The 21,866-nt window shown below is 39.9% G+C and carries 15 protein-coding genes; 3 read left to right on the top strand and 12 right to left on the bottom strand.

All coding sequences use genetic code 11. The features are described 5' to 3' along the window. Positions 1–34: 34 nt before the first annotated feature. A complete protein-coding gene (locus tag AC04Q1_RS11300; RefSeq protein WP_478364634.1) occupies positions 35–2,830 on the bottom strand; it encodes a 2-oxoglutarate dehydrogenase E1 component in 2,796 nt (931 codons plus the stop codon). Positions 2,831–3,033: 203 nt separating this feature from the next. Continuing rightward, the gene (locus tag AC04Q1_RS11295) at positions 3,034–4,308 is read right to left on the bottom strand and encodes a DASH family cryptochrome (RefSeq protein ID WP_478364632.1); all 1,275 of its coding nucleotides are present in this window, start codon (positions 4,306–4,308) and stop codon (positions 3,034–3,036) included. Between the two features lie 169 nt (positions 4,309–4,477). Between AC04Q1_RS11295 and AC04Q1_RS11290 the strand changes: the two genes are divergently transcribed. Both AC04Q1_RS11290 and AC04Q1_RS11285 read left to right on the top strand, forming a co-directional pair. Continuing rightward, positions 4,478–5,389, top strand: a complete 912-nt coding sequence (locus tag AC04Q1_RS11290; RefSeq protein ID WP_478364630.1) for a TIGR01777 family oxidoreductase — start codon at positions 4,478–4,480, stop codon at positions 5,387–5,389. A 48-nt stretch (positions 5,390–5,437) separates the two neighbouring features. Further along, positions 5,438–6,775 (top strand): cryptochrome/photolyase family protein, encoded by a 1,338-nt coding sequence (locus AC04Q1_RS11285; protein ID WP_478364628.1) that lies wholly within the window; start codon positions 5,438–5,440, stop codon positions 6,773–6,775. Here the strand turns inward: AC04Q1_RS11285 and AC04Q1_RS11280 are convergent. The 7 genes from AC04Q1_RS11280 to AC04Q1_RS11250 form a co-directional block, all read right to left on the bottom strand. Then, positions 6,768–7,655 (bottom strand): FKBP-type peptidyl-prolyl cis-trans isomerase, encoded by an 888-nt coding sequence (locus tag AC04Q1_RS11280; RefSeq protein WP_478364626.1) that lies wholly within the window; start codon positions 7,653–7,655, stop codon positions 6,768–6,770. The two genes, AC04Q1_RS11285 and AC04Q1_RS11280, sit on opposite strands and share 8 nt — an antisense overlap. Before the next feature lie 161 nt (positions 7,656–7,816). Beyond that, a complete protein-coding gene (locus tag AC04Q1_RS11275) occupies positions 7,817–8,263 on the bottom strand; it encodes an FKBP-type peptidyl-prolyl cis-trans isomerase (protein WP_478364624.1) in 447 nt (148 codons plus the stop codon). 230 nt (positions 8,264–8,493) lie between these two features. After that, positions 8,494–10,287, bottom strand: a complete 1,794-nt coding sequence (locus AC04Q1_RS11270; RefSeq protein WP_478364622.1) for an acyl-CoA dehydrogenase family protein — start codon at positions 10,285–10,287, stop codon at positions 8,494–8,496. Positions 10,288–10,416: 129 nt separating this feature from the next. Then, entirely contained in the window at positions 10,417–10,788 is a 372-nt protein-coding gene (locus AC04Q1_RS11265; protein WP_478364620.1) for a four helix bundle protein, read from the bottom strand. Between the two features lie 71 nt (positions 10,789–10,859). Further along, positions 10,860–12,035, bottom strand: coding sequence for an acetyl-CoA C-acyltransferase (locus tag AC04Q1_RS11260; RefSeq protein WP_478364618.1), 1,176 nt, complete (start codon positions 12,033–12,035; stop codon positions 10,860–10,862). Positions 12,036–12,374: 339 nt separating this feature from the next. Next, on the bottom strand, positions 12,375–14,780 hold the full coding sequence (locus AC04Q1_RS11255; protein WP_478364616.1) for a 3-hydroxyacyl-CoA dehydrogenase NAD-binding domain-containing protein: 2,406 nt from the start codon (positions 14,778–14,780) through the stop codon (positions 12,375–12,377). 76 nt (positions 14,781–14,856) lie between these two features. Next, positions 14,857–15,291, bottom strand: coding sequence for a MarR family winged helix-turn-helix transcriptional regulator (locus AC04Q1_RS11250; protein WP_055903221.1), 435 nt, complete (start codon positions 15,289–15,291; stop codon positions 14,857–14,859). Between the two features lie 108 nt (positions 15,292–15,399). Here AC04Q1_RS11250 and AC04Q1_RS11245 point away from each other — a divergent pair, with 108 nt between their 5' ends. Beyond that, on the top strand, positions 15,400–16,377 hold the full coding sequence (locus tag AC04Q1_RS11245) for a hypothetical protein (protein WP_478364614.1): 978 nt from the start codon (positions 15,400–15,402) through the stop codon (positions 16,375–16,377). A gap of 360 nt (positions 16,378–16,737) precedes the next feature. Here AC04Q1_RS11245 and AC04Q1_RS11240 read toward each other — a convergent pair whose 3' ends face one another. The 3 genes from AC04Q1_RS11240 to AC04Q1_RS11230 form a co-directional block, all read right to left on the bottom strand. Continuing rightward, positions 16,738–18,060 (bottom strand): DUF6089 family protein, encoded by a 1,323-nt coding sequence (locus AC04Q1_RS11240; RefSeq protein ID WP_478364613.1) that lies wholly within the window; start codon positions 18,058–18,060, stop codon positions 16,738–16,740. Between the two features lie 96 nt (positions 18,061–18,156). Continuing rightward, positions 18,157–19,878, bottom strand: a complete 1,722-nt coding sequence (gene ggt / locus AC04Q1_RS11235) for a gamma-glutamyltransferase (protein ID WP_478364611.1) — start codon at positions 19,876–19,878, stop codon at positions 18,157–18,159. Then, positions 19,850–21,625, bottom strand: coding sequence for an AMP-dependent synthetase/ligase (locus tag AC04Q1_RS11230; RefSeq protein ID WP_478364609.1), 1,776 nt, complete (start codon positions 21,623–21,625; stop codon positions 19,850–19,852). Before AC04Q1_RS11230 ends, ggt begins: the two co-directional genes overlap by 29 nt. Positions 21,626–21,866 lie beyond the last annotated feature (241 nt).

Below are 21,866 nucleotides of genomic sequence, written 5' to 3'. Positions count from 1 at the left end.
AGCGCTCCGCTCCAAACACTGAGCGCAAATCCAATTAATCGATCTGAACCAGTTTTTTTGTTGCTTTTTTTGCAATATCCTTTACATCTTCCGTAACCGAAACTTCTAAAGCTTTAGCTAAAATATACGCCTGTTGATTGGCATGTTGTTTAGCAAAACCTGTTGCTGTACTGCTGCTTTCTCTTCTCGAAATTACATCGATACCCTTTAATGCAGTTTTGTACAATTTACGGAATAAATATGGCCATGCGCCCATGTTCTCGGGCTCTTCCTGTACCCAGAAAACTTCTTCGGTATTCTTATATTTTTTCTGGATCGCTTCCATCTGATCAACCGGAGTTGGATACAATTGCTCCACACGAACCAAAGCTACATGTTTGATTTTATCGGCCTGTTGTTTCTCCAATAACTCATAATAAATTTTACCGCTACAGAAAACAATACGTGTTACCTCTGCAACTTTAGCATTTACATCATCAATTACTTCTTTAAAACCTCCATCCGTAAATTCTTCTAATTTAGAAACACAAGCCGGATGGCGCAATAAACTTTTTGGTGTAAATACAACCAGTGGTTTACGGAAATCGCGTTTAAACTGACGGCGTAATACATGGAAGAAGTTTGCCGGGGTGGTGCAGTTGGTTACCTGCATGTTATAATCGGCACACAACTCCATAAAACGCTCAATACGTGCTGATGAGTGTTCTGGTCCCTGGCCTTCGTAACCGTGCGGCAATAACATCACCAAACCGTTTTCGCGCTGCCATTTGGTTTCGGCACTTGCAATATATTGATCCACAACAATTTGTGCTCCGTTAAAGAAATCACCAAATTGTGCTTCCCAGATGGTTAAAGCATTTGGATTTGCCATCGCATAACCATACTCGAAACCTAAAACACCGTATTCTGATAAGTGTGAATTGTAAATATCAAATGGTGCCTGCTGATCTGAAATATTTGCCAATGGTACATATTCTTCCTCACTATCTTCGAGCGTTAATACCGCATGACGGTGAGAGAATGTTCCTCTTTCTACATCCTGACCGCTTAAACGAACACGTTTACCTTCTGATAATAAGGTACCATAAGCCAACTGCTCGCCCATTGCCCAGTCGAAAATATTGGTTTCGTTAACCATTTTGCTACGCTCAGCAAATAGTTTCTCGATTTTTTTGAAAAACTTTTTATTGGCTGGCAACGTCGTGATACGTTTACCAATTTCTAATAAGGTAGATTTTTTAACTGCGGTAACCGGCGAAGTCTCGAAATCTTTAGGGGTAGCCATACGCAAATCTGCCCAAGCCCCACCAAATTTAACTTCGGTACTGCCTGCAACATATTCTTTTGCTTCGTTTAAACGTTCCTGCAAAATACCGCGGAAATCTTTTTCCATTTCTTTTGCCAAACCCGCTTCAAGCTTACCTTCTTTGGTTAACTGCTCAATATAGATTTCCCTTGGATTAGGGTGTTTTTCGATTGTTTTGTACAATAACGGCTGGGTGAATTTAGGCTCATCAGACTCATTATGACCGAAACGACGGTAACAAAGGATATCAATAAAAACATCGTTTTTATATTTCTGACGGTATTCCATTGCCAGATTGATCGCATAAACCAAAGCCTCAGGATCATCACCATTGACGTGGAAAACCGGAGACAAGGTTACTTTGGCAATATCAGTACAATAGGTACTGGTACGGGCATCTTTATAGTTGGTGGTAAAACCGATCTGGTTGTTGATTACCAGATGGATGGTTCCACCGGTTTTATAGCCTTCAAGACCTGCCATCTGAATCACTTCATAAACAATCCCCTGTCCGGCAACAGATGCATCACCATGGATCAAAATCGGTGCTAAACGGCTGTTATCGCCACCATATTTAAAATCGATTTTAGAGCGGCTCATGCCTTCTACCACACCATCAACCGTTTCTAAGTGCGATGGGTTAGGACATAAACTTAAGTGAACACTTTTGCCCGAAACCGTGGTTACATCGGTAGAATAACCCAAATGGTATTTTACGTCACCACCAAAAGGGGTATCCGGATTGTAACTTTTACCTTCAAACTCAGCAAAAATATCTTTATATGTTTTTTGCATGATATTGGCCAAAACGTTCAAACGACCGCGGTGCGCCATACCTATAACAAATTCTTCAATACCCAGTTCAGCACCTTTTTCGATAACTGAATCTAACGCCGGGATTAAAGCTTCTGCCCCTTCTAAAGAGAAACGTTTTTGTCCTAAGAATTTTGTTCCCAGGAAATTTTCGAAACTTACGGCTTCATTTAATTTCCGGAGAATTCGTTTTTTCTCGTCGATAGAGAAATTAGGGGTATTACGTGCACTTTCCATTTTTTGCTGAATCCAGTTCAACACTTCAGGTGTACGTAAAAATTTATATTCTGCACCGATAGAGTGTGCGTAGGTTTGTTTTAAAAAGGCTACAATATCTTTCAATTTTGCCGCACCGATACCAATCTCTACACCAGAGTTGAAAACGGTTTCTAAATCAGCATCTGATAAGCCAAAATTTGTAAGATCGAGCGTTGGCAAATGTTTACGTCTTTCGCGTACCGGATTGGTATGCGTAAACAAGTGACCACGGCTGCGATAGCCATCAATCAGGTTTAAAACATTAACCTCTTTTAAAAATTGTTCAGGAGTTTCTGCGGTTACCGCTGGCGCCTCCGATCCTCTTCCAAAATCAAAACCTTCGAAAAATTTCTGCCAACCAAACTCAACCGACTCAGGATCTTGTTGATACGACTGATATAAAGACTCTATATATTCGGCGTTTGCGCCATTAAGATAAGATAATTTATCCATTATTAACTGTTTACTATAAGCACTACAAAATTAGAATTTTACCTTATATAAATGGCAAAAATCTAGATTAAAATAAATGAAAGAATTATAAATTAATGAATGAGAGATTGGCATGACCTAACAGATAATAAACGGGCAAAATCCGTTAAAATCTAATCATTGAGAACTTACTCATTCAACACTCAATCATTCAGTCATTACAACTATGATGCCCAAGTTAGAGAGTAGTTCCCTTTTGGGTCGAGGTTCTTGATATTTTTATCTAAATCGAAAACGCTTTTTGATTTTTGGTCGTTCCCTACTCCAGCTACATTTGCCCAATTGCCCCAGTTGCTTGCAGGATTATAATCGATCAGTTTTTCTTCAAAATAAGCTGCACCAAAAATCCAGCTTACTTCTAAATTATTGATCAGATATAAGGCGGCCGTTTGCCTGGCAATATTCGAAATAAAACCGGTTTGGTTTAATTCTGTCATCACCGCATCCACAACCGCGAAACCGGTCTGCGCATTTTTCCATTTATTGAAATTATCCTGCTCGTTTGCAATATCGATCAAGCCCTGACTTCCAAAGCCATCCGGACTGAAAAAGGTATTGCCATATTTTTTAAACATAAAACGGAAATAATCTCTCCAGAGCAGTCCCAATAAAATATGATTGAACATGGCTTTGGTATTGGGTACACCTTCCATTTTTTTAATCTCCCAATATACTTTACGTGGCGATAAGCTGCCAATTGCCAGCCATGCAGAAAGTTTCGACGCCAGGATTAAGTTCTTTGTGGTTGCGGCCTGTTGCATGGCCACAATTACCTTTTGAAGATGGGCCAAACCTTCGGCCTCGCCACCTGCGAATTCAAAATCAGCGCGCTGGTCTTTTTGCTGAGGGAAAAGATTAAGGTCTTCGAGAGAGGATAATGTTCCCCAATCAATCACTTCGGCGACATTAATCCGATCAGGTGCTGCAAAACAAGGTTTGATAATCGAATCGCGTTCGATCTTCTTTTTAAACTGGTTAAAGGCATCCGGGATATCTTTAATCGGAAAAGGTAAATCTTCCTTATTGTATAAGGTATGTCCGATAAAATGCTTCAGGTTTATGCGTAATTTCCAAAGGGCGTTTTCTACCAATGTCGAAACGTGGGTTTCTTCCCTCGCCACTTCACGGTGATGATAAACTTCGGTAATTTCATATTCCTGAACAAGCTGGGGAATAATATCTTCCGGATTCCCTTCAGCGATAAGCAAATTACCGCCTATCTGTTTTAAAGCACTGCGTAAACCTAAAACACTTTCTAAAATAAACTGCGCTCTAATATTACCTGTTTTTAGCGTAGCATACTTTGTTTCGCCAAAAGAGCGGGGATCGAGAATGTAAACAGGTAAAATCGAATCAGATTTAGCAATTGCCTCGACCAGCATTTCGTTATCATGCAAGCGAAGATCATTTCTAAACCAGACTAAAATTTTTTTGGACATCTTTTATCGAAAAGGGTGTAAGAACGCGAATACAAATTTATCTTATTTTTCTTCTACATCAAACCCCTAAATATTTCTTTACAAACAGGTAACAAAAGGATTAGAACCAAATTAAGCTTTTTAAAATCGCACCAAAAAAACCCTTTTGTATCTTTAGTGTTTTAAAAAGATGGCAAAGAAGATTCTGATAACCGGCGCTAGCGGACTTGTGGGTACTGAGCTGAAAAAACACGTATTAAGTAAAGGCTACGAGGTGAGCACCCTTTCGAGAAAGAAAGGCAATGATCCGAACAGTTTTGTTTGGGATGTTTATAAAGGAAGCATTGATGCCAACTGTTTAACTGGTGTAGATGCCATTATCCATTTGGCAGGAGAACCTGTTGCAGATAAAAAATGGACCGATGAACGCAAAAAACAGATTATCGATAGCCGTGTAAAATCAACCGACTTATTGTTTAAAACCATCAAAGCTCAGCCTAATCATCAGATAAAATCATTTATCTCGGCTTCTGCAGTTGGCTTTTATGGCGATTGTGGCGATGAAATTTTAACTGAGGAAAGCCCTAATGGTTATGGGTTTTTAGCCGAATGCTGTAAACTGTGGGAAGAGGCCGTAGATCAGGGCAAAAAATTAAGTCTTAGGGTTGTAAAGCTCCGCACCGGGATAATTTTAAGTAATGACGGTGGTGCCTTACCTCAATTGGATAAACCAGTAAAATTATTTGCCGGTGCAGCGCTCGGTACTGGCAAACAATGGACCCCCTGGCTACATATTGATGATATGGTTGAAATGTATATCAAAGCCCTAGAAAACATTAAAATGGAAGGCTGTTACAATGCCTGTGCTCCTTTTCCGGTAACAAATGCCACTTTAACCAAAGCCATTGCCGGGCAACTCCACCGTCCTTTCTGGCCGATCAAAGTGCCAAAAAAAGCATTGGAATTATTACTGGGAGAACGTGTGGATGCGGTTTTAATGAGTAACAATACCTCGGCACAAAAGATTTTAGACACAGGATTCAAATTTAAATTCACACATTTGGAAGATGCTTTGAAGGAGCTTTACCCTCCAGCCTCCTAAAGGGGGAGTTTGAAATCCGACGTAAAAATCAAGAATAATAAAGAATTTATGCAACAATATACCAGCAGCAAAAGGTCTAGTTCCTCTTTAGGGGGTGTAGGGGTCTTTTGGTTCCGCCGCGATTTACGTTTAGAAGATAATGCCGCTTTATATTATGCGCTAAAAAGTGATTATCCGGTTTTACCATTGTTCATTTTTGACAAGAATATATTGGATAAACTGCCTAAAGATGATGCCCGTGTAACCTTCATTTATCAAACCATTGAAGAATTGAAGAAAGAACTTCAGCAGCAAGGGTCTGATTTACTGGTAAAATATGGTGAGCCTGAGAAAATATGGCCTGAGGTTTTAAAGGAATACGATGTTAAAGAAGTTTATACCAATCACGACTACGAGCCTTATGCCCGCGAACGGGATGATAATATGGCTGAATTTTTAAGCAGCGAAAAGATTGCCTTCAGAACGTATAAAGACCAGGTTATTTTTGAAAAAAACGAAATCCTAAAAGCCGATAAAACGCCATATACTGTTTTCACCCCTTTTTATAAACAGTGGCACGCCAAGCTGAACAATTTTTATGTAAAGGCCTATCCAACTAAAAAATACTTTAAAAACTTATTACAAACCAAACATTTAGCCAGTCTCAGGCTAAAAGAAATGGGATTTGAAAAGAGCAAGCTCGATTTCCCGAAAATCAGTTATCGCAACAAACTGGATGATTATGCTAAAGAGCGCGATTTCCCGGCGATAGACGGCACCACACATATTGGCTTGCATTTACGCTTTGGCACTTTGAGCATCAGGAAAGCGGTAAGAGATGCCATCGAAGCAAAATCGAATGTATGGCTTTCGGAACTGGCCTGGCGGGAATTTTACATGACTATTCTTTGGCATTTCCCTTACTCCGCTTTTGATTCGTTTAAAAAGCAATACGATCAGATTAAATGGCGCAATAACGAGGATGAATTTAAGGCCTGGTGTGAGGGCAATACCGGTTACCCGATTGTAGATGCCGGCATGCGGCAGCTTAACCAAACCGGCTGGATGCACAACCGTGTACGCATGGTGGTGGGCAGTTTTTTAACCAAACACTTATTAATCGACTGGCGTTGGGGAGAAAGCTATTTTGCCGAAAAGTTATTGGATTACGAAATGGCGAGTAATGTGGGCGGATGGCAATGGGCGGCAGGCTCCGGAAATGATGCTGCACCCTATTTCAGAGTGTTTAATCCCGAACTTCAAACCAAACGGTTCGACCCAAAATTCGAATACATCAAAAAGTGGGTACCAGAATTTGGGACAAAAAAATATGCCCAACCAATAGTTGAGCATACTTTTGCAAGAGAAAGGGTTTTAAAAGTTTTTAAGGAAGCTTTATCTAATTAGTAACACTTACGATTTCGATATCAAAATCCAACACGGCATTTGGCGGAATTCCATTAAAACCACCCTGCCCGTAAGCCAGATCAGAAGGAATAAATAACCTGATTTTTGTACCTGCCTTAAAATTCGATAAGATACTCCAACCTTTTATTGTGCCAGCTAACTCAAGAGAAGTAGCTGTACCACTTGTTGAGTCAAATTGGGTTCCATTTAAAAGCCTGCCTGTATAATTAACAGATAGGGTACTCGATGGAAGTACCTGATCTCCAGTCCCCTGCTGGGTAACGATATAACGCACTCTCGAAGGATCCTTTACGGCTGTTAATGAATTGGCTGATAAGAAATTATCCATTTCCACTTCATCAATTTGATGTATTTTTTGTTGAGAATAAATACCCAATTCCACAAGAATATTCTCATTGGAACCAATATTTAAAACACTTACTCCATTTCGTCCAAAAGCCAGATTAGAAGGCATAATTAAAGTTGCATTACCACCTCTTTTAAGTTTAGTAAGCACCTCTCTGATCGGTGTAAATACATACGATATATTGTTTATCGTAAAACGATCCGTATAGCCCAAAAAAGTACCAGGTATCATTACATTAGAGGTCTGATTAAGTACCTGACCAGATAAAGTTTTAAATGTGTAAGAATAAAAAACCGAATCCTGATTTTGAAGTACATCACCACTACCAAGTGTATTGATTTTATAATAATAGCCTTTTGTATCCTTGTCGAAAGTAAGATTATTCTGTTTAAGATAAGCCTGGATAGCCGCATCATCTACACTTTCAATAGATTCATAATCCTTTTTACACGAGCTGAAAATAGTGGTAGCCAGTAAAAGTGTAAATAGGCTAAGTTTAGTAAAATTGTTCATTTATTATGGGAAGTCTGTAAGTGTTACAGTTAAATCGTGCACACTAAAATATAATATGTTCAAAATAACTATCATGCGCAAAAATAAGCTTTTAATACGGATGCTACAATTTTTAACCTATTTTAACAAATAAGTATGTTGTAAACATTTTAAAAATGAGGTTATTGTGCGTTCGAAAGCTGGATAGTAAAATCCAAAACCGAATTGGCAGGAATAGGACCTACTGCGCCACTACCATAACCTAAACCAGGCGGAACGATCAACCTGATCTCACCACCTTTTTGTATTTTAGGAATGCCTATTCGCCAGCCCTGAATTAAATCTGCGAGATTAAAGGTCTGCTCTTTGCCGCCGCCATTATCAAATACATTACCATTTAACAATCTACCCTCATATTTTATGGTGATTTTGGTATTGGCTGGATACGTAAAAGAACCCGTGCCCGGTTTAATGATTTCATAATATAAGCCAGAGTTATCTCTAACGGCATTGATATTATTTTGCTTGATAAAATCGGTAATCTGTTTTTCAGGATCTTCATCTTTTTTGCAGGATGAAACCGCAACTACACATAAAAAGAGTATGGTAAGGAGTCTAAATTTAATCATGGGGCGAAAATAAGATTTTAATCCCATAAAATTAAGGACTTATGTTTTTTTGAATCACGTTTTTCTGCTCTTCATAAGACTTCAATTGGATTTTGCTTCGCAGAGCAATCGTGGAGCTCAACAATGTTGCACTTTGCAAAATGACGACCCTTCAAGGGGAAAACAAAAAAGGGTTTAAGGTTTAAGTTATACACCCAAACCTTAAACCCTCCACCCTTTCGCCTTTTACCTTAAAAAATATATTTGTTCGCTTCAATCAACTGCTGCGCAACCCTTTGGCGTGCCTCTTTAACATTAAATGGCTCTACTTTAGTAAAACGGCGTAAACCCACCAACATCATGCGCTGTTCATCGCCTTCAGCAAAAGCCCAAAGTGCTTCCTTACCTGCTTTGGCAATGCCATCTACCGCTTCCACCAGATAAATCCGCAATAAATCCAGCTGGCCTGCAGCGGCTTCCTCGCCGCGGGTGCTCACTAATTTTTCTGTCCTCAATAAAGCCGATTCCAATACATAAACATAACCCGCCATGTCGGCAATGTTCATTAAAATTTCCTGCTCTTTACTCAAGGTCATCATTAACTTTTGAACAGCAGCACCTGCTACCATCAAAGTTGCCTTTTTCAGGTTCGACAATACCTTTTTCTCCGCAGCAAATAACGTGGTATCTTCTTCTCCAAAATCAGGGATGCTCATCAATTCAGCCGCAACTGCGGTAGCAGGCGTCATTAAATCCAATTCCCCTTTCATGGCACGTTTCAGCATCATATCCACCGTTAACAAGCGGTTAATTTCGTTTGTACCCTCAAAAATCCTGTTGATCCGTGCGTCACGATAGGCCCTGTCCATAGGCGCATCAGCAGAGAAACCCATACCACCATAAATCTGTACCCCTTCATCCACCGTATAATCAAGTGCCTCTGAACCCCAAACTTTTAAAATGGCACACTCTACAGCAAACTGCTCAACAGATTTTAATCTGGCTTTACCCGATTCCATTCCACCTGCAACCAACTGATCATAAGTATCATCAATATTCTGACCGGCGCGGTAGTTTGCGGCATCAACGGCATAAAGTTTAGAGGCGATTTCGGCTATTTTGAAACGGATCGCCCCATATTTCGAAATCGGACGGCCAAACTGGATCCGTTCATTCGAATAATTAATGGCTGTACTTAAAGTTGCTTTTGATGCACCAATAGCCGCAGCCGACAATTTGATACGGCCAATATTTAAAATGTTTACCGCAATTTTGAAACCGTTCTCCCTTTCGCTCAACATATTCTCAACAGGTACGGGGCAGTCGTTAAAGAAAACCTGGCGGGTTGATGAGCCTTTAATACCCATTTTATGTTCTTCCGGATTCATCGTGATGCCACCAAATTCCTTCTCCACAATAAATGCGGTCAAGTTTTTATCATCATCAATTTTGGCAAAAACGATAAAGATATCCGCAAAACCACCGTTCGTAATCCACATTTTCTGTCCAGTGATGATATAATGCTTTCCATCTTCACTCAGCTTGGCTTTGGTTTTACCTGAGTTTGCATCCGATCCCGAATTTGGTTCTGTTAAACAATAGGCCGCTTTCCATTCGCCCGAACCTAGTTTGGGGATATATTTTGCTTTCTGTTCTTCATTACCATAATACAAAATCGGCAGGGTACCAATTCCGGTATGTGCAGAAAGTGCAACGGCGAAAGAGTGCCCGGCACCAACCACATCGGCAACCAGCATGGACGTGTTAAAGTTTTTACCGAAACCTCCATATTCTTCAGGCACCGAAACACCCAAAATACCCAGTTCGCCAGCTTTAGTTAAAAGTGTTGGCATTAACTCAGGATCTTCCTGTTTATCTATTTTATCTAAATTGGGATAAACTTCGGAGGCCAAAAAATCGCGACAAGTCTGTGCAATCATTTGCTGCTCTTCATCAAATTCTTCAGGGATAAATACTTCCTGATAAGTGGTGTCTTTAATTAAGAATTCTCCACCTTTAATTGTCTTTTTTTCAGTTGTTTCCATTGTTATGAGATTTGAGAAATGAGATCTGAGATTTGAGACCGGCTCAAATTCAAACTCAAATCGTTTATTATTTAGATGTGAGACATTAGATTTGAGTTATGAGAGGGTAATTGATCTCAAATCTAGTTTTCACATCTTTTTATTCATTTTCTTCTCCAGCATTTGCTGAAAACCATATGTCATTTTTTGTAACTCATCAATTTGAGCTAACAAGGGATCTAAAATTTCAGATTCAAGAATTGCCAGCCTATTGGCTATTACCAGTTGAGTTTGCAGTTCATAAGAAGATCCATTTGCTATTCCCAAAAAGTGATTAAACTCTTTAATTGAATTTCTTCCTGCTCCTTCAGCAATGTTAGATGGAATTGAGATAGCCGAGCGTCGAGACTGACTTGTTAAACCAAAGCGTTCATCATTTGGAAAAGTTGAAGTTGCTTTGTAAACATCAACGGCCAAATCAATTGCTTTATTCCAGATTTTCAACTCTTTCAAATTATTCATTTTATAAAAATTTATCTGTTTCAGGCATGAACGGATGCATTTTCTCAAATCTTACATCTCATATCTCCAATCTAAAGAAGTTCAAAAATCCCCGCTGCTCCCTGCCCTGTTCCTACGCACATCGTTACCATTCCGTATTTCTTGTTTTGTCTTTTAAGCTCATTCATGATCTGAACGGTTAATTTTGCTCCTGTACAGCCCAGCGGATGGCCCAACGCAATTGCTCCGCCATTTACGTTAATCACATCAGGATTTAAATCTAATGTCCTGATTACCGCCAATGATTGTGACGCAAAGGCTTCGTTCAGCTCAATTAAATCGATATCTTCTTTTTTCAGGCCTGCTTGTTTCAACGCTTTTGGAATCGCCTCAATTGGGCCAATACCCATAATCCTTGGTGGAACGCCTGCAATACCATAACTCACTAACCTGGCAATCGGTTCGGCATTAAGTTCTTTCATTTTCTTTTCCGAAACCACTAAAACAAAAGCTGCACCATCAGATGTTTGCGAAGAATTACCGGCAGTTACACTTCCCACCGCATCGAACACTGGTTTTAGTTTTGCCAGTTTATCTAAGGTGGTATCTGCACGTGGTCCTTCATCAGTATCAACAACATACGAACGGGTTTTCTTTTTAAGGTTCGCATCCAGGTAGTTTTCATTCACAGTGATCGGCAGAACGCCATCTTTTAAATGACCGTTTTTAATCGCATGAATGGCTTTTTCATGAGATTTTAATGAAAATGCATCCTGATCTTCGCGGCTCACATTGTACTCTTTAGCCACGGCCTCGGCGGTTAAACCCATTCCCCAATACCAATCCGGATTGTTTTTGGCCACCTCTGCGTTTGGCACCAATTTCCAGCCACCAAAAGGCATTCCACTCATTACTTCTACCCCACCGGCAATAATACAATCGGCCATGCCTGCCTTAATTCGCGCCACAGCTGTAGCAATGGTATCTAAACCCGATGCACAATAACGGTTTACGGTAACCCCAGGAACTTTATCGGTATCCAGGCCCATCAGCGAAATCATACGGCCGATATTTAGGCCCTGTTCTGCCTCCGGTGTGGCGTTACCTACTATTACATCATCAATCTGTTCGTTATCTAAATTCGGAACCGATGCCACTAAAGCCCTGATTACTTCTGCGGCTAAATCATCAGCTCTTGTAAAACGGAATACGCCACGGGGCGCTTTGCCCACTGCTGTACGATATCCGGCTATAATATATGCTTCCATTTTTTAAGATTTGAGATCTGAGATTTGAGATTTGAGACCTGCCCAAAATTCAAATTCAAATCGATTATTATTTTTTGAGATTTGAGACATTAGATAGGAGACCAATTACCTTCTCAAATCTTTTGTATCATATCAAGTGTCTCATGTCTCTTTATTAATTTTTTTATCCAGCATTTGCTGAAAACCATATGTCATTTTCCTTTGCAGGCTATCTATTTGAGTAAGTAAGGAATCTAAGATTTCAGATTCAAGAATTGCGAGTTATTACCCATTAATATTATGAACGGTGCAACTTGTCTCATATCTAATATCTCAAATCTAATCCCCCCTATCTCACATCTAATTCCTCAACGGTTTCCCTTTTGTTATAATACTCTGGATCCTCTCCAACGATTTCCGCTCGCCCGCAAGTGATAAAAAGGCTTCTCTTTCCAGATCCAAAAGGTATTGTTCGGTTACTTCTGTTGGAGAGGATAAATCGCCGCCACACATTACATAGCCTAGTTTTTCGGAGATCTTTTTATCGTGTTCAGAAATGAAATGCCCCGCGTACATACTGTTCGCTCCGGCATATACAATCCCTAAACCCTGTTTGCCTAAAACCTTGATATCGTTCCTTTGAACTGGTTTAGTATATCCTGCATCGGCCAGTTCAATTGCTTTCGCTTTTGCATCGGCCAATAACCGGTTGCGGTTCATCGAGATGGAGAATTTATCCTTTTGCAGATAACCCAGTTCGTAGGCTTCGTAACCTGAAGTAGAAACTTTAGCCATTCCGATAGTTAAAAAGCGGTCTTTTAAGGCATTTTGCACAATCTGATCATCTTTATATTCATCGGAAGCCCGTAGGGCAAATTCTTTTGTTCCGCCACCACCAGGAATCACACCTACACCAAACTCAACCAAACCCATATAGGTTTCGGCAGAAAGCTGAACATGATCGGCATGTAAACTGAATTCGCATCCTCCGCCCAAAGTTAAATTATGCGGCGCTACCACAACCGGAATAGAGGAGTAACGGATACGCATCGAAGTATTCTGGAACATGCGGATGGCCATATTCAATTCGTCCCACTCCTGCTCAACCGCCATCATAAAAATCATCCCTACGTTTGCACCGGCAGAGAAATTAGCACCATCGTTACCGATTACCAAACCACGGTAATCTTTCTCGGCCATATCAATCGCTTTATTGATTCCCGAAATCACATCACCGCCAATGGTATTCATTTTGGTGTGGAACTCTACATTCAGAATACCATCACCTAAATCGATGATTGAAACACCTGAGTTTTTCCAAAGGGTTTTATGCTCGCGAAGGTTATCTAAAATGATAAACTCATCGGTGCCAGGTAAAGCTTTATAACTTTTAGAAGGGATATCGTAATATTTTTTAACGCCGTTTTCTACTTTATAAAATGAAGTATTTCCGGCATCGAGCATTTCGTGTACCCAGGCCGCAGCTTTATTGCCATATTGCTCCATTCCTTCGATAGCTTCTTTAACGCCAACGGCATCCCAAAGTTCGAAGGGACCAAGTTCCCAACCAAAACCTGCACGCATGGCATCATCGATACGGTACAGTTCATCAGAAATCTCTGGAATACGATCTGATACATATTCGAACAAGCCAAAAGAAGAATGGCGGAACAATTCGCCCGCTTTATCTTTTCCTTTTGCAAAGACCTTCATGCGCTCGCGAAGATTCTCAATCGGCTTGGTCAATTCTAAAGTTGCCGATTTTACTTTTTGCTGTGGTTTATATTCCAAAGTCTTTAAATCCAACGCCAGGATTTCGGTTTTGCCATCTGCAGTTTTGGTCTTTTTATAAAAGCCCTGTTTCGTTTTATCCCCAAGCCACTTGTTCTCTTCCATTTTTTGTACGTATGCAGGAAGTTTAAACAAATCGTGTGCTTTATCATCCGGACAGTTGTCATAAAGCCCCTTGGCCACTTTGATCATGGTATCCAAACCCACCACATCCGAAGTACGGAAAGTAGCCGATTTCGGTCTGCCCAATGCGGGGCCGGTAAATTTGTCAACCTCTTCTACCGTTAAGTCAAGTTTTTCTACCAGATGCAAAAGCGCCATAATCGAATAAACACCTACACGGTTGGCAATAAAGGCTGGGGTATCTTTACATAAAACGGTTGTTTTTCCTAAAAACTTATCACCGTAATGCATCAGGAAATCTACAATTTCAGGTTGTGTGTGTGGTGTTGGGATAACCTCCAGTAATTTTAAATAACGGGGTGGGTTAAAAAAGTGTGTTCCGCAGAAATGCGATTTAAAATCTTCGCTTCTTCCCTCGGCCATTAAATGAATGGGAATACCCGAAGTGTTTGAGGTAATTAAAGTACCCGGTTTACGGAATTGCTCTACCTGTTCGAAAACTTTTTTCTTGATATCCAGATTTTCGACAACCACTTCAATTACCCAATCGTAACCAGCAATTTTCGACATATCATCATCGAAATTTCCCGTTTTGATCTTATTTAATGCTTTTTTGGTATAAACAGGCGATGGATTTGTTTTTACGGCTGTTTGCAAAGCTGTATTTACAATCCGGTTTTTTACAGCTGGGTTATCCAGTGTTAATCCTTTTGCCTGTTCTTCGGGGTTCAGCTCTTTGGGGGCAATATCCAGCAGCAAAACCTCTACACCAATATTGGCGAAGTGGCATGCAATACGCGACCCCATAATACCCGAACCTAAAACGGCAACTTTATTAATGCTTCGTTTCATTATCTATTTGCTTTTCAGTAGTTTGATAGCACCATTTTATGCAGCACCTACCAAACAGGATTGATTATTATATTTATTAATCAACAGTATAGGCTACCGTGATATCATTTAGTTTTATCAACAGATTAATAAAAGTCTCTTTCTCTTTTTTAGAAAAATGCTCATCGAGATATTCATTAAATTTCCGAACAACCCCCTTGGCCAATTGTTTCTTCTCTTTACCAAAATCGGTCAGAAAAACCTTCACCGAACGTTTATCCCCCGCAGAGGTTTCGCGATAAATCAGATTGGCTTCTTCCATGTTGTTTAACATGCGTGACAAACTCGTGGCTTTAACACCAAGCAAGCCGGCTAAATTTGAAACTGCAGTCCCCTCGGCATCATCTATATTAATCAGCATATATCCAATGGCCTGCGTAATCCCAAAACTGGAAGCCATTTGATTATATTTATTAAACATATTTTGCCAGGCAAACTTAACGTGGTAATCTATGGTTTGTTGTTGTTTCATTTTATTAATTTATTATGCTTGCATAACAAAGCTAACGAATGTATTTTGTTAATGCAATAGAAAAATTCAAAATATTTGTCAAAATTTTCCTATTATAGACCTGCACAAATGAAAACATCCCATATGTTAAATGTAAAAGGAATATTCCTGTTCAGCCTATTTATTTTATGCAGCAGCATTTGCCAAAGTCAGGTAGCTTACTTCGGAAAAAGTCTTGCAAGCAGTCCTAAATTAGAGACTTTTAAAAAAACAACAACCTTATTCACGCTACAGTATACTGATTATGCCGAACTGGAAAAGTTTGATCAGGCCATTAAAAAAACATGGACCATTACACCCTATAAAATCATTAAACCCGAAGAACTTTCGCGCTATGACACAGTAGCAAATTATTCTTTTTTCTATTTCGATGGTTATGCCGAAAAATTAGACAGTACAACCAATATAAATGTAGTTTATGCACTGAAATTAATAACACCATCTAAAAAACCCAAGATAAAGGAAGAAAGTATACTGGCAACAGTTACGCTTTTTGCCGATCGCAACACCAACCTGCTTGTTGAAACGCAGGATCAGCAATTTGGCTCAAAAAGAAGTATAAAAAACAATCTGTTATCCAATCTTTATAACAAGTCTAATTTCCTCAACTGGTCTCCCGGCCTTTTAACCGGTTATTTGAAACAGATCAATGATGGATTACTCGCGAATGAAAACTGTAGTATCGATTACCAGTTTTATAATAAAATACGCCTGCCCGAACTGGCAAAGGAAACATTGTATGTACCCGAATACATCAAACAGGTATTTTCATCAAGACTGGCACTTTTACCACCATCGGGTATCATTTCCGAACCTTATAATTATAAACTCAAATTTATCCCATACAAAGCGCTCGACAGCTTAATCTTGAATCAAGACACGCCCATCAAATATGTGGTTTACACCCAAAGATCTGATGATAAAATAATCAGCGTTTACGACAGCAAAGACGATAAAATTATCTATCAACGGTTTTATCCGCAATCGCCAAATTTTGAAATGAATGATTTAAGCGAGATCAAAAAAGTAATTGTTTCGCTTAAATAAGAATTCCGGGGGCATTCGATAAAAATAGTCGTCATAGCCAGGAGAAGCGAAAAAGCCTTTCGGGGAAATCGGAACAGGTTTCTGCAATAACGACCGCGTTCTTCTAAGCCCATAAAATCAAAAATCCTGATTGGTATCTTGACTTTTCAATATTTAAAAACAGGCTAACCATGTTGTCGCGGCTCCGTCGGGAACCCAAACCGGCTTCAAAAAGGGTTCATCTCAACACTTAATTTTCACGAGCATCCTACGTACCAGATATTGAATTGATTCATTAAAAATTCAGGAAAGAGATGTTTTGAGACATAAAAAAGCGCCCCGATAATCGGGGCGCTTCAACAAGTATGTTAAAAACACAGACTAGTAAAGGGTAAACTCTACACGGCGGTTTTGTTGACGACCAGCTGCTGTTTTGTTCGTAGCAATTGGTTGGCCCATACCGTAGCCTGTAGCCTCAATACGTGATGCATTAGCACCTTGAGAAACTAAATAAGCTTTAACAGATTCTGCCCTGTCTTTTGATAAACGTAAGTTTAATTCTTTCGAACCAGTGTTATCGGTGTGGCCAGCTAATTTTAAGCTGAAGTTTTTCTGAATCAACAATGCAGCGACTCTGTTTAAAGAAGCGTAAGATTTAGAACGGATAGTAGCTTTACCTAAATCGAATTCTAAGTTTTTAATTGCTTCGTTAACCACTTTACGATCTTCTTCTGTTACGATTACTTTTTCGACAACTTTTTCAGGAGTTTTTAATGGACAACCAGAACCGTCTACTACAGTACCTGCAGGCGTATCAGGACATTTATCCAATTTATCTGCAACACCATCACCATCTGAATCTTTTAAGATATCGTTAAGTTCAGCACGTAATTTTGCGTTATCAGCTTTTTGGGCATTTAAATCAGATTTTAAACCTTCTGCAGTTTGTTTTGCTTTTAAGGCTTCATCATAAGTTAGGGCTACCGGATTATGGAAAGCAAGTTGTTTTCCACTTCCTAAAGCAAATTCTAAACCTGCGTAGGCGTAGTTGTATTTGTCATTTCCGTTTCTGTAGTAACCATCTAAGTTATCACCATCAACAAAATTTATCGTCCAGCCTAAATCTAAATTAACAGCATCAGAAATTTTAAATTTAGCACCTAAACCTACCGGAATAATCAACTCGTGAATGTTTTTATCACCAGCATATAAAGAAGTTCCTGATGCAGTTGTAATCGTTGGTTTATAACCGGCAATACCAGCACCAGCTGAAGCATAAAGCTGTAAAGTGTTCTCTTTTTTAAACATATCGATATTGAACATGTTTACTACAGCATTCAAACTTCCAGAATACGATAATTCTGTATCGAAAGCGCTAACAGGAGAATTGTTTACCGCACCACTTTCATAAGCTTCAGTGTTATCTCCCTTTAATTTACCACGAACTCCATCCAAGCGCAGCGAGAAATAAGGTGTAAATTGTTTTTTGATGTAAAGGCCGTAACCAAAACCCGATTTGTTATTGCTAAAATCGTTTTTACCTCCTAAAGGAGAGACTGGAGTTAATACACCTGCGTTAACACCAATCGACCATGTTCTGAATGTCGTTGTTGAAGTTGCCGGGCCCTCCTGAGCTGAAGCAACTGATCCGATTAATAAACCAGCGAGTGCAACCGGTAGTGTTTTGAATAGTTGTAATTTCATAAGTTTCTATTATAACGTTGAATAAGCGTTATATAACCTTTACAATAGCCATACCAAAAATACAGACTTGTCAAAATACTTATCAACTTTTCAACACTAATAACCTATGGCTTTATCGTCGCCCCGTGGATCGGCACCGCCCTGATAATTGCCCCATTTGGTTTTTAAAATGGCATCTACTCTTCCTATTGGGCCTCTAACTTCAACTTTATAACCTTTTGCACGCAATTTTTCTATTGCCAAACTATCAACCGCGTCCTTTTCTATATACACCTCGTCAGGCAGCCATTGGTGATGAAACTTTTTTGCAGCTACCGCAGATTGCATCGACATGTCGAAATCTATTACATTGATAATCGTCTGAAATACCGAGGTAATAATGGTCGATCCGCCCGGCGTACCTACCACCATAAACAATTTTCCATCCTTCTCTACAATACTGGGTGTCATTGAGCTTAACATTCTTTTATTTGGTGCAATGGCATTGGCTTCGCCACCCACTAAACCATACATATTTGGCGCGCCTGGTTTAACAGAAAAATCGTCCATTTCGTTATTGAGCAGAAAACCAGCTCCTTTTACGGCAACCAGCGATCCATAGGAACCGTTTAAGGTTGTGGTAATGGAAACAGCATTTCCATCGTGGTCTACAATAGAAAAATGTGTGGTTTCTTCATGTTCTGCTCCTTTTATTTCGCCGGCCAATACTTCACTGCTTGGTGTTGCCGCAGCCCAGTTAAAGTTCGCCATGCGGTTTTTATTGTATCCGGGATTTACCAGCTGCTGTTGTGGAACGGCATAAAAATCGGGGTCACCTAAATGCGTAGCACGATCGGCATATACCCTTCTTTCGGCTTCTACAATTACCTGAACGGTAGAATCGGCATTGTGTCCCCACCTTTTTAGTGGAAAAGGCTCTACAGATTGTAACAATTGGATCAAGGCAATGCCACCACTCGAAGTTGGCGGCATGGTAATAATTTTATAACCTCTGTAATTCCCCGTAATAGGTTTACGCCAGGCCGAATGATAATTTCTTAAATCTTCTTTGGTGATTAAGCCCTTGCCGCGTTGCATTTCTGCTACAACAGAATCGGCAACCGCGCCTTCATAAAAACCTGCCCTTCCCTTTTCCTGAATCAGTTTTAAGGTATTGGCCAATTCTTTTTGAACCAATACAGCATTTTCCTGCCAGGTACTTTCTAAATTCACAAAGGCCGTTCCATTGGGATTAAAATCCATAAACTTTCGGTGCAGACTATTCAGTTCACTTGCTTGCCTTTTGGTGATTTTGAAACCATTTTGTGCCAGGTCTATCGCCGGCTGCAATACCTCTGCCCAGGATAATCTGCCATATTTTTGATGCGCCTCAACCATGCCATCAACCGATCCCGGAACTCCGGCCGCTAAATGCCCGTAAAGGCTTTTATCAACTATCGGATTACCCGCCGAATCGAGGTACATATCCCTACCCGCTGATGCAGCTGCTTTCTCTCTAAAATCTAAAGCATTGATTTCGCCATTTGCCCCACGGTATACCATAAAGCCACCACCGCCAATATTCCCGGCATTTGGGTACACTACGGCAAGCGCAAACTGCACCGCCACAGCAGCATCAACGGCATTGCCGCCCTTTTTTAAAATATCTATCCCCACTTGAGAGGCTTCGGGATGGGCAGAAACCACCATCCCATTTTTATATTCGCCACTATTGTTTTTACCCAATTGTCCGGTTACGCAACCAGCCAACAATACCATACAGGTGAGGGATAGGAACGATCTTTTAAAATTATTGAGGGGCTTTATAGTTTTCAGCATCTTTATATATTTTTTCGATTACCTCACTGTTTTTTTCGGTAATTACTTTTCTTTTCAAGCTTAATTTTGGGGTGAGCTCACCGCCATCGATACTCCATTCTTTTGGTAAAAGGGCAAATCTTTTTACCTGCTCCCATTTGCCAAAATCTACACTTGCGGCTTCTATCACCTCACTGTACTTAGTAAGCACCTGTTCGTTTTTAATGATTTCTTCGTTCGAGGTAAAAGCAATGCCTTTTCGTCCTGCCCAGGTTTTTAAGGTTTCGAAATTTGGAACAATCAGGGCTGAAGGGAATTTTCTGTTCTCGCCCAACACCATAATCTGTTCGATAAAGATCGACTCTTTGTATTTATTTTCCAGCATCTGCGGGGCAACATATTTACCACCTGCCGTTTTAAACATTTCCTTTTTACGGTCGGTGATTCTTAGGAAACGGTTATCAACCAGTTCCCCAATATCCCCGGTATGGAACCAGCCTTCTTTGTCTACCGCTTCATCAGTCAAATCAGGTCGGTTGTAATAACCCTTCATCACCTGATGCCCACGGGTTAAAACCTCACCATCTTCTGCGATTTTAACTTCCACACCTTTAATTACTTCCCCAACCGATCCGAACAGGGTTCCACCGAAGTGGTTAACCGTAATTACGGGTGAAGTTTCTGTTAATCCGTAACCTTCGAAAACCGGCATGCCTGCCGCCCAGAAGATTCTGGCCAAACGCGGATTTAATGCTGCTCCGCCCGATACAATGACCACAATTTCACCTCCCAGCGCTTCCTGCCACTTTTTAAAAACCAGCTTGCGGGCAATCCCCAATTTAAAATTGTACCAGGCTCCTGCATCAATGGTATATTTTTCGGCCAAAGCAACTGACCAGAAGAAAATGCCTTTTTTGATTCCTGTTAGCGCTTTTCCTTTCTCCATAATCTTATCGTATACCTTTTCAAGCAGACGTGGAACGGTAGAAAATGCATTGGGTTTTACATGCTGAATATCGGCCACAATGGTATCCATACTTTCGGCATAATACACCCCGGTATAATTAAAGAGGTATAAATAAATGATCATGCGTTCAAAAATATGTGACAAAGGCAAAAAGCTTAATCCTTTTTTAACACCTTCGGGCATTACCACCGCTGAGTTTACAAAATTTGCCACGAGGTTGTTATGTGTTAACATAACCCCTTTGGGTGTGCCTGTGGTACCAGAGGTATAAATTAAAGTTAAAATATCTTCGGGGGCAACTTTATCGCGGTATTCATCTAAATTGATATCGGTATTTGCTTTGCCTGCCTCAATCAAAACATTCCAGTGTTCGGCTTCGGTAATTTCGTCAAAACTATAAATTTTGATATCAGGGCTTATTGCATCGGCGCAGGGTTTGATTTTTTTATACAGTTCTTCATCGGCCACGAAAATGATGGAAATTTCCGCATCTTTTAATATAAACTGAATATCGTGTTCGGCGAGGGTTGGATATAAAGGAATCTGGTACGCACCGATCTGGTTTGCCGCAAAATCTGCAATGTTCCACTCGGGCCTGTTGTGCGACATTACCGCAACCCTGCCCCCTTTGGCAATTCCCCGTTTAATCAATCCACGGCTTAGGTGATCAACAGTGGCACAAAAATCGGATGTACTATAATTTATCCATTTTCCCTTAATTTTTCCGCTGATGAATTCTTGCTTAGGATTTTCGAGGCTATATTTCAAAAGATCAAAAACCCGTTTAATTTCTGCCGCCATATGAATCGTATAATATTTGGTTAAGTTAAAAAATCAAACATAAAGATTGATATCTATATGCTTCTTTATTGAAAATAATACCTCACGATGAATAAATCGTTGTATTTACCTCCGGTAAAAAATATTTAAATAAACTTAGTGATTACAAAATTACTATGCAAGCATTGTTTTTATCATTTTAGATTTTGACCAAAAAAACATAAACGGCATTAAAGTTGTTAGGCTGATAATTATTTTACAA

It is taken from the genome of Pedobacter humicola (assembly GCF_056490705.1).
The sequence above is the reverse complement of the archived record's forward strand: the minus strand, read 5'-3'. Positions and strand labels throughout refer to the sequence as shown.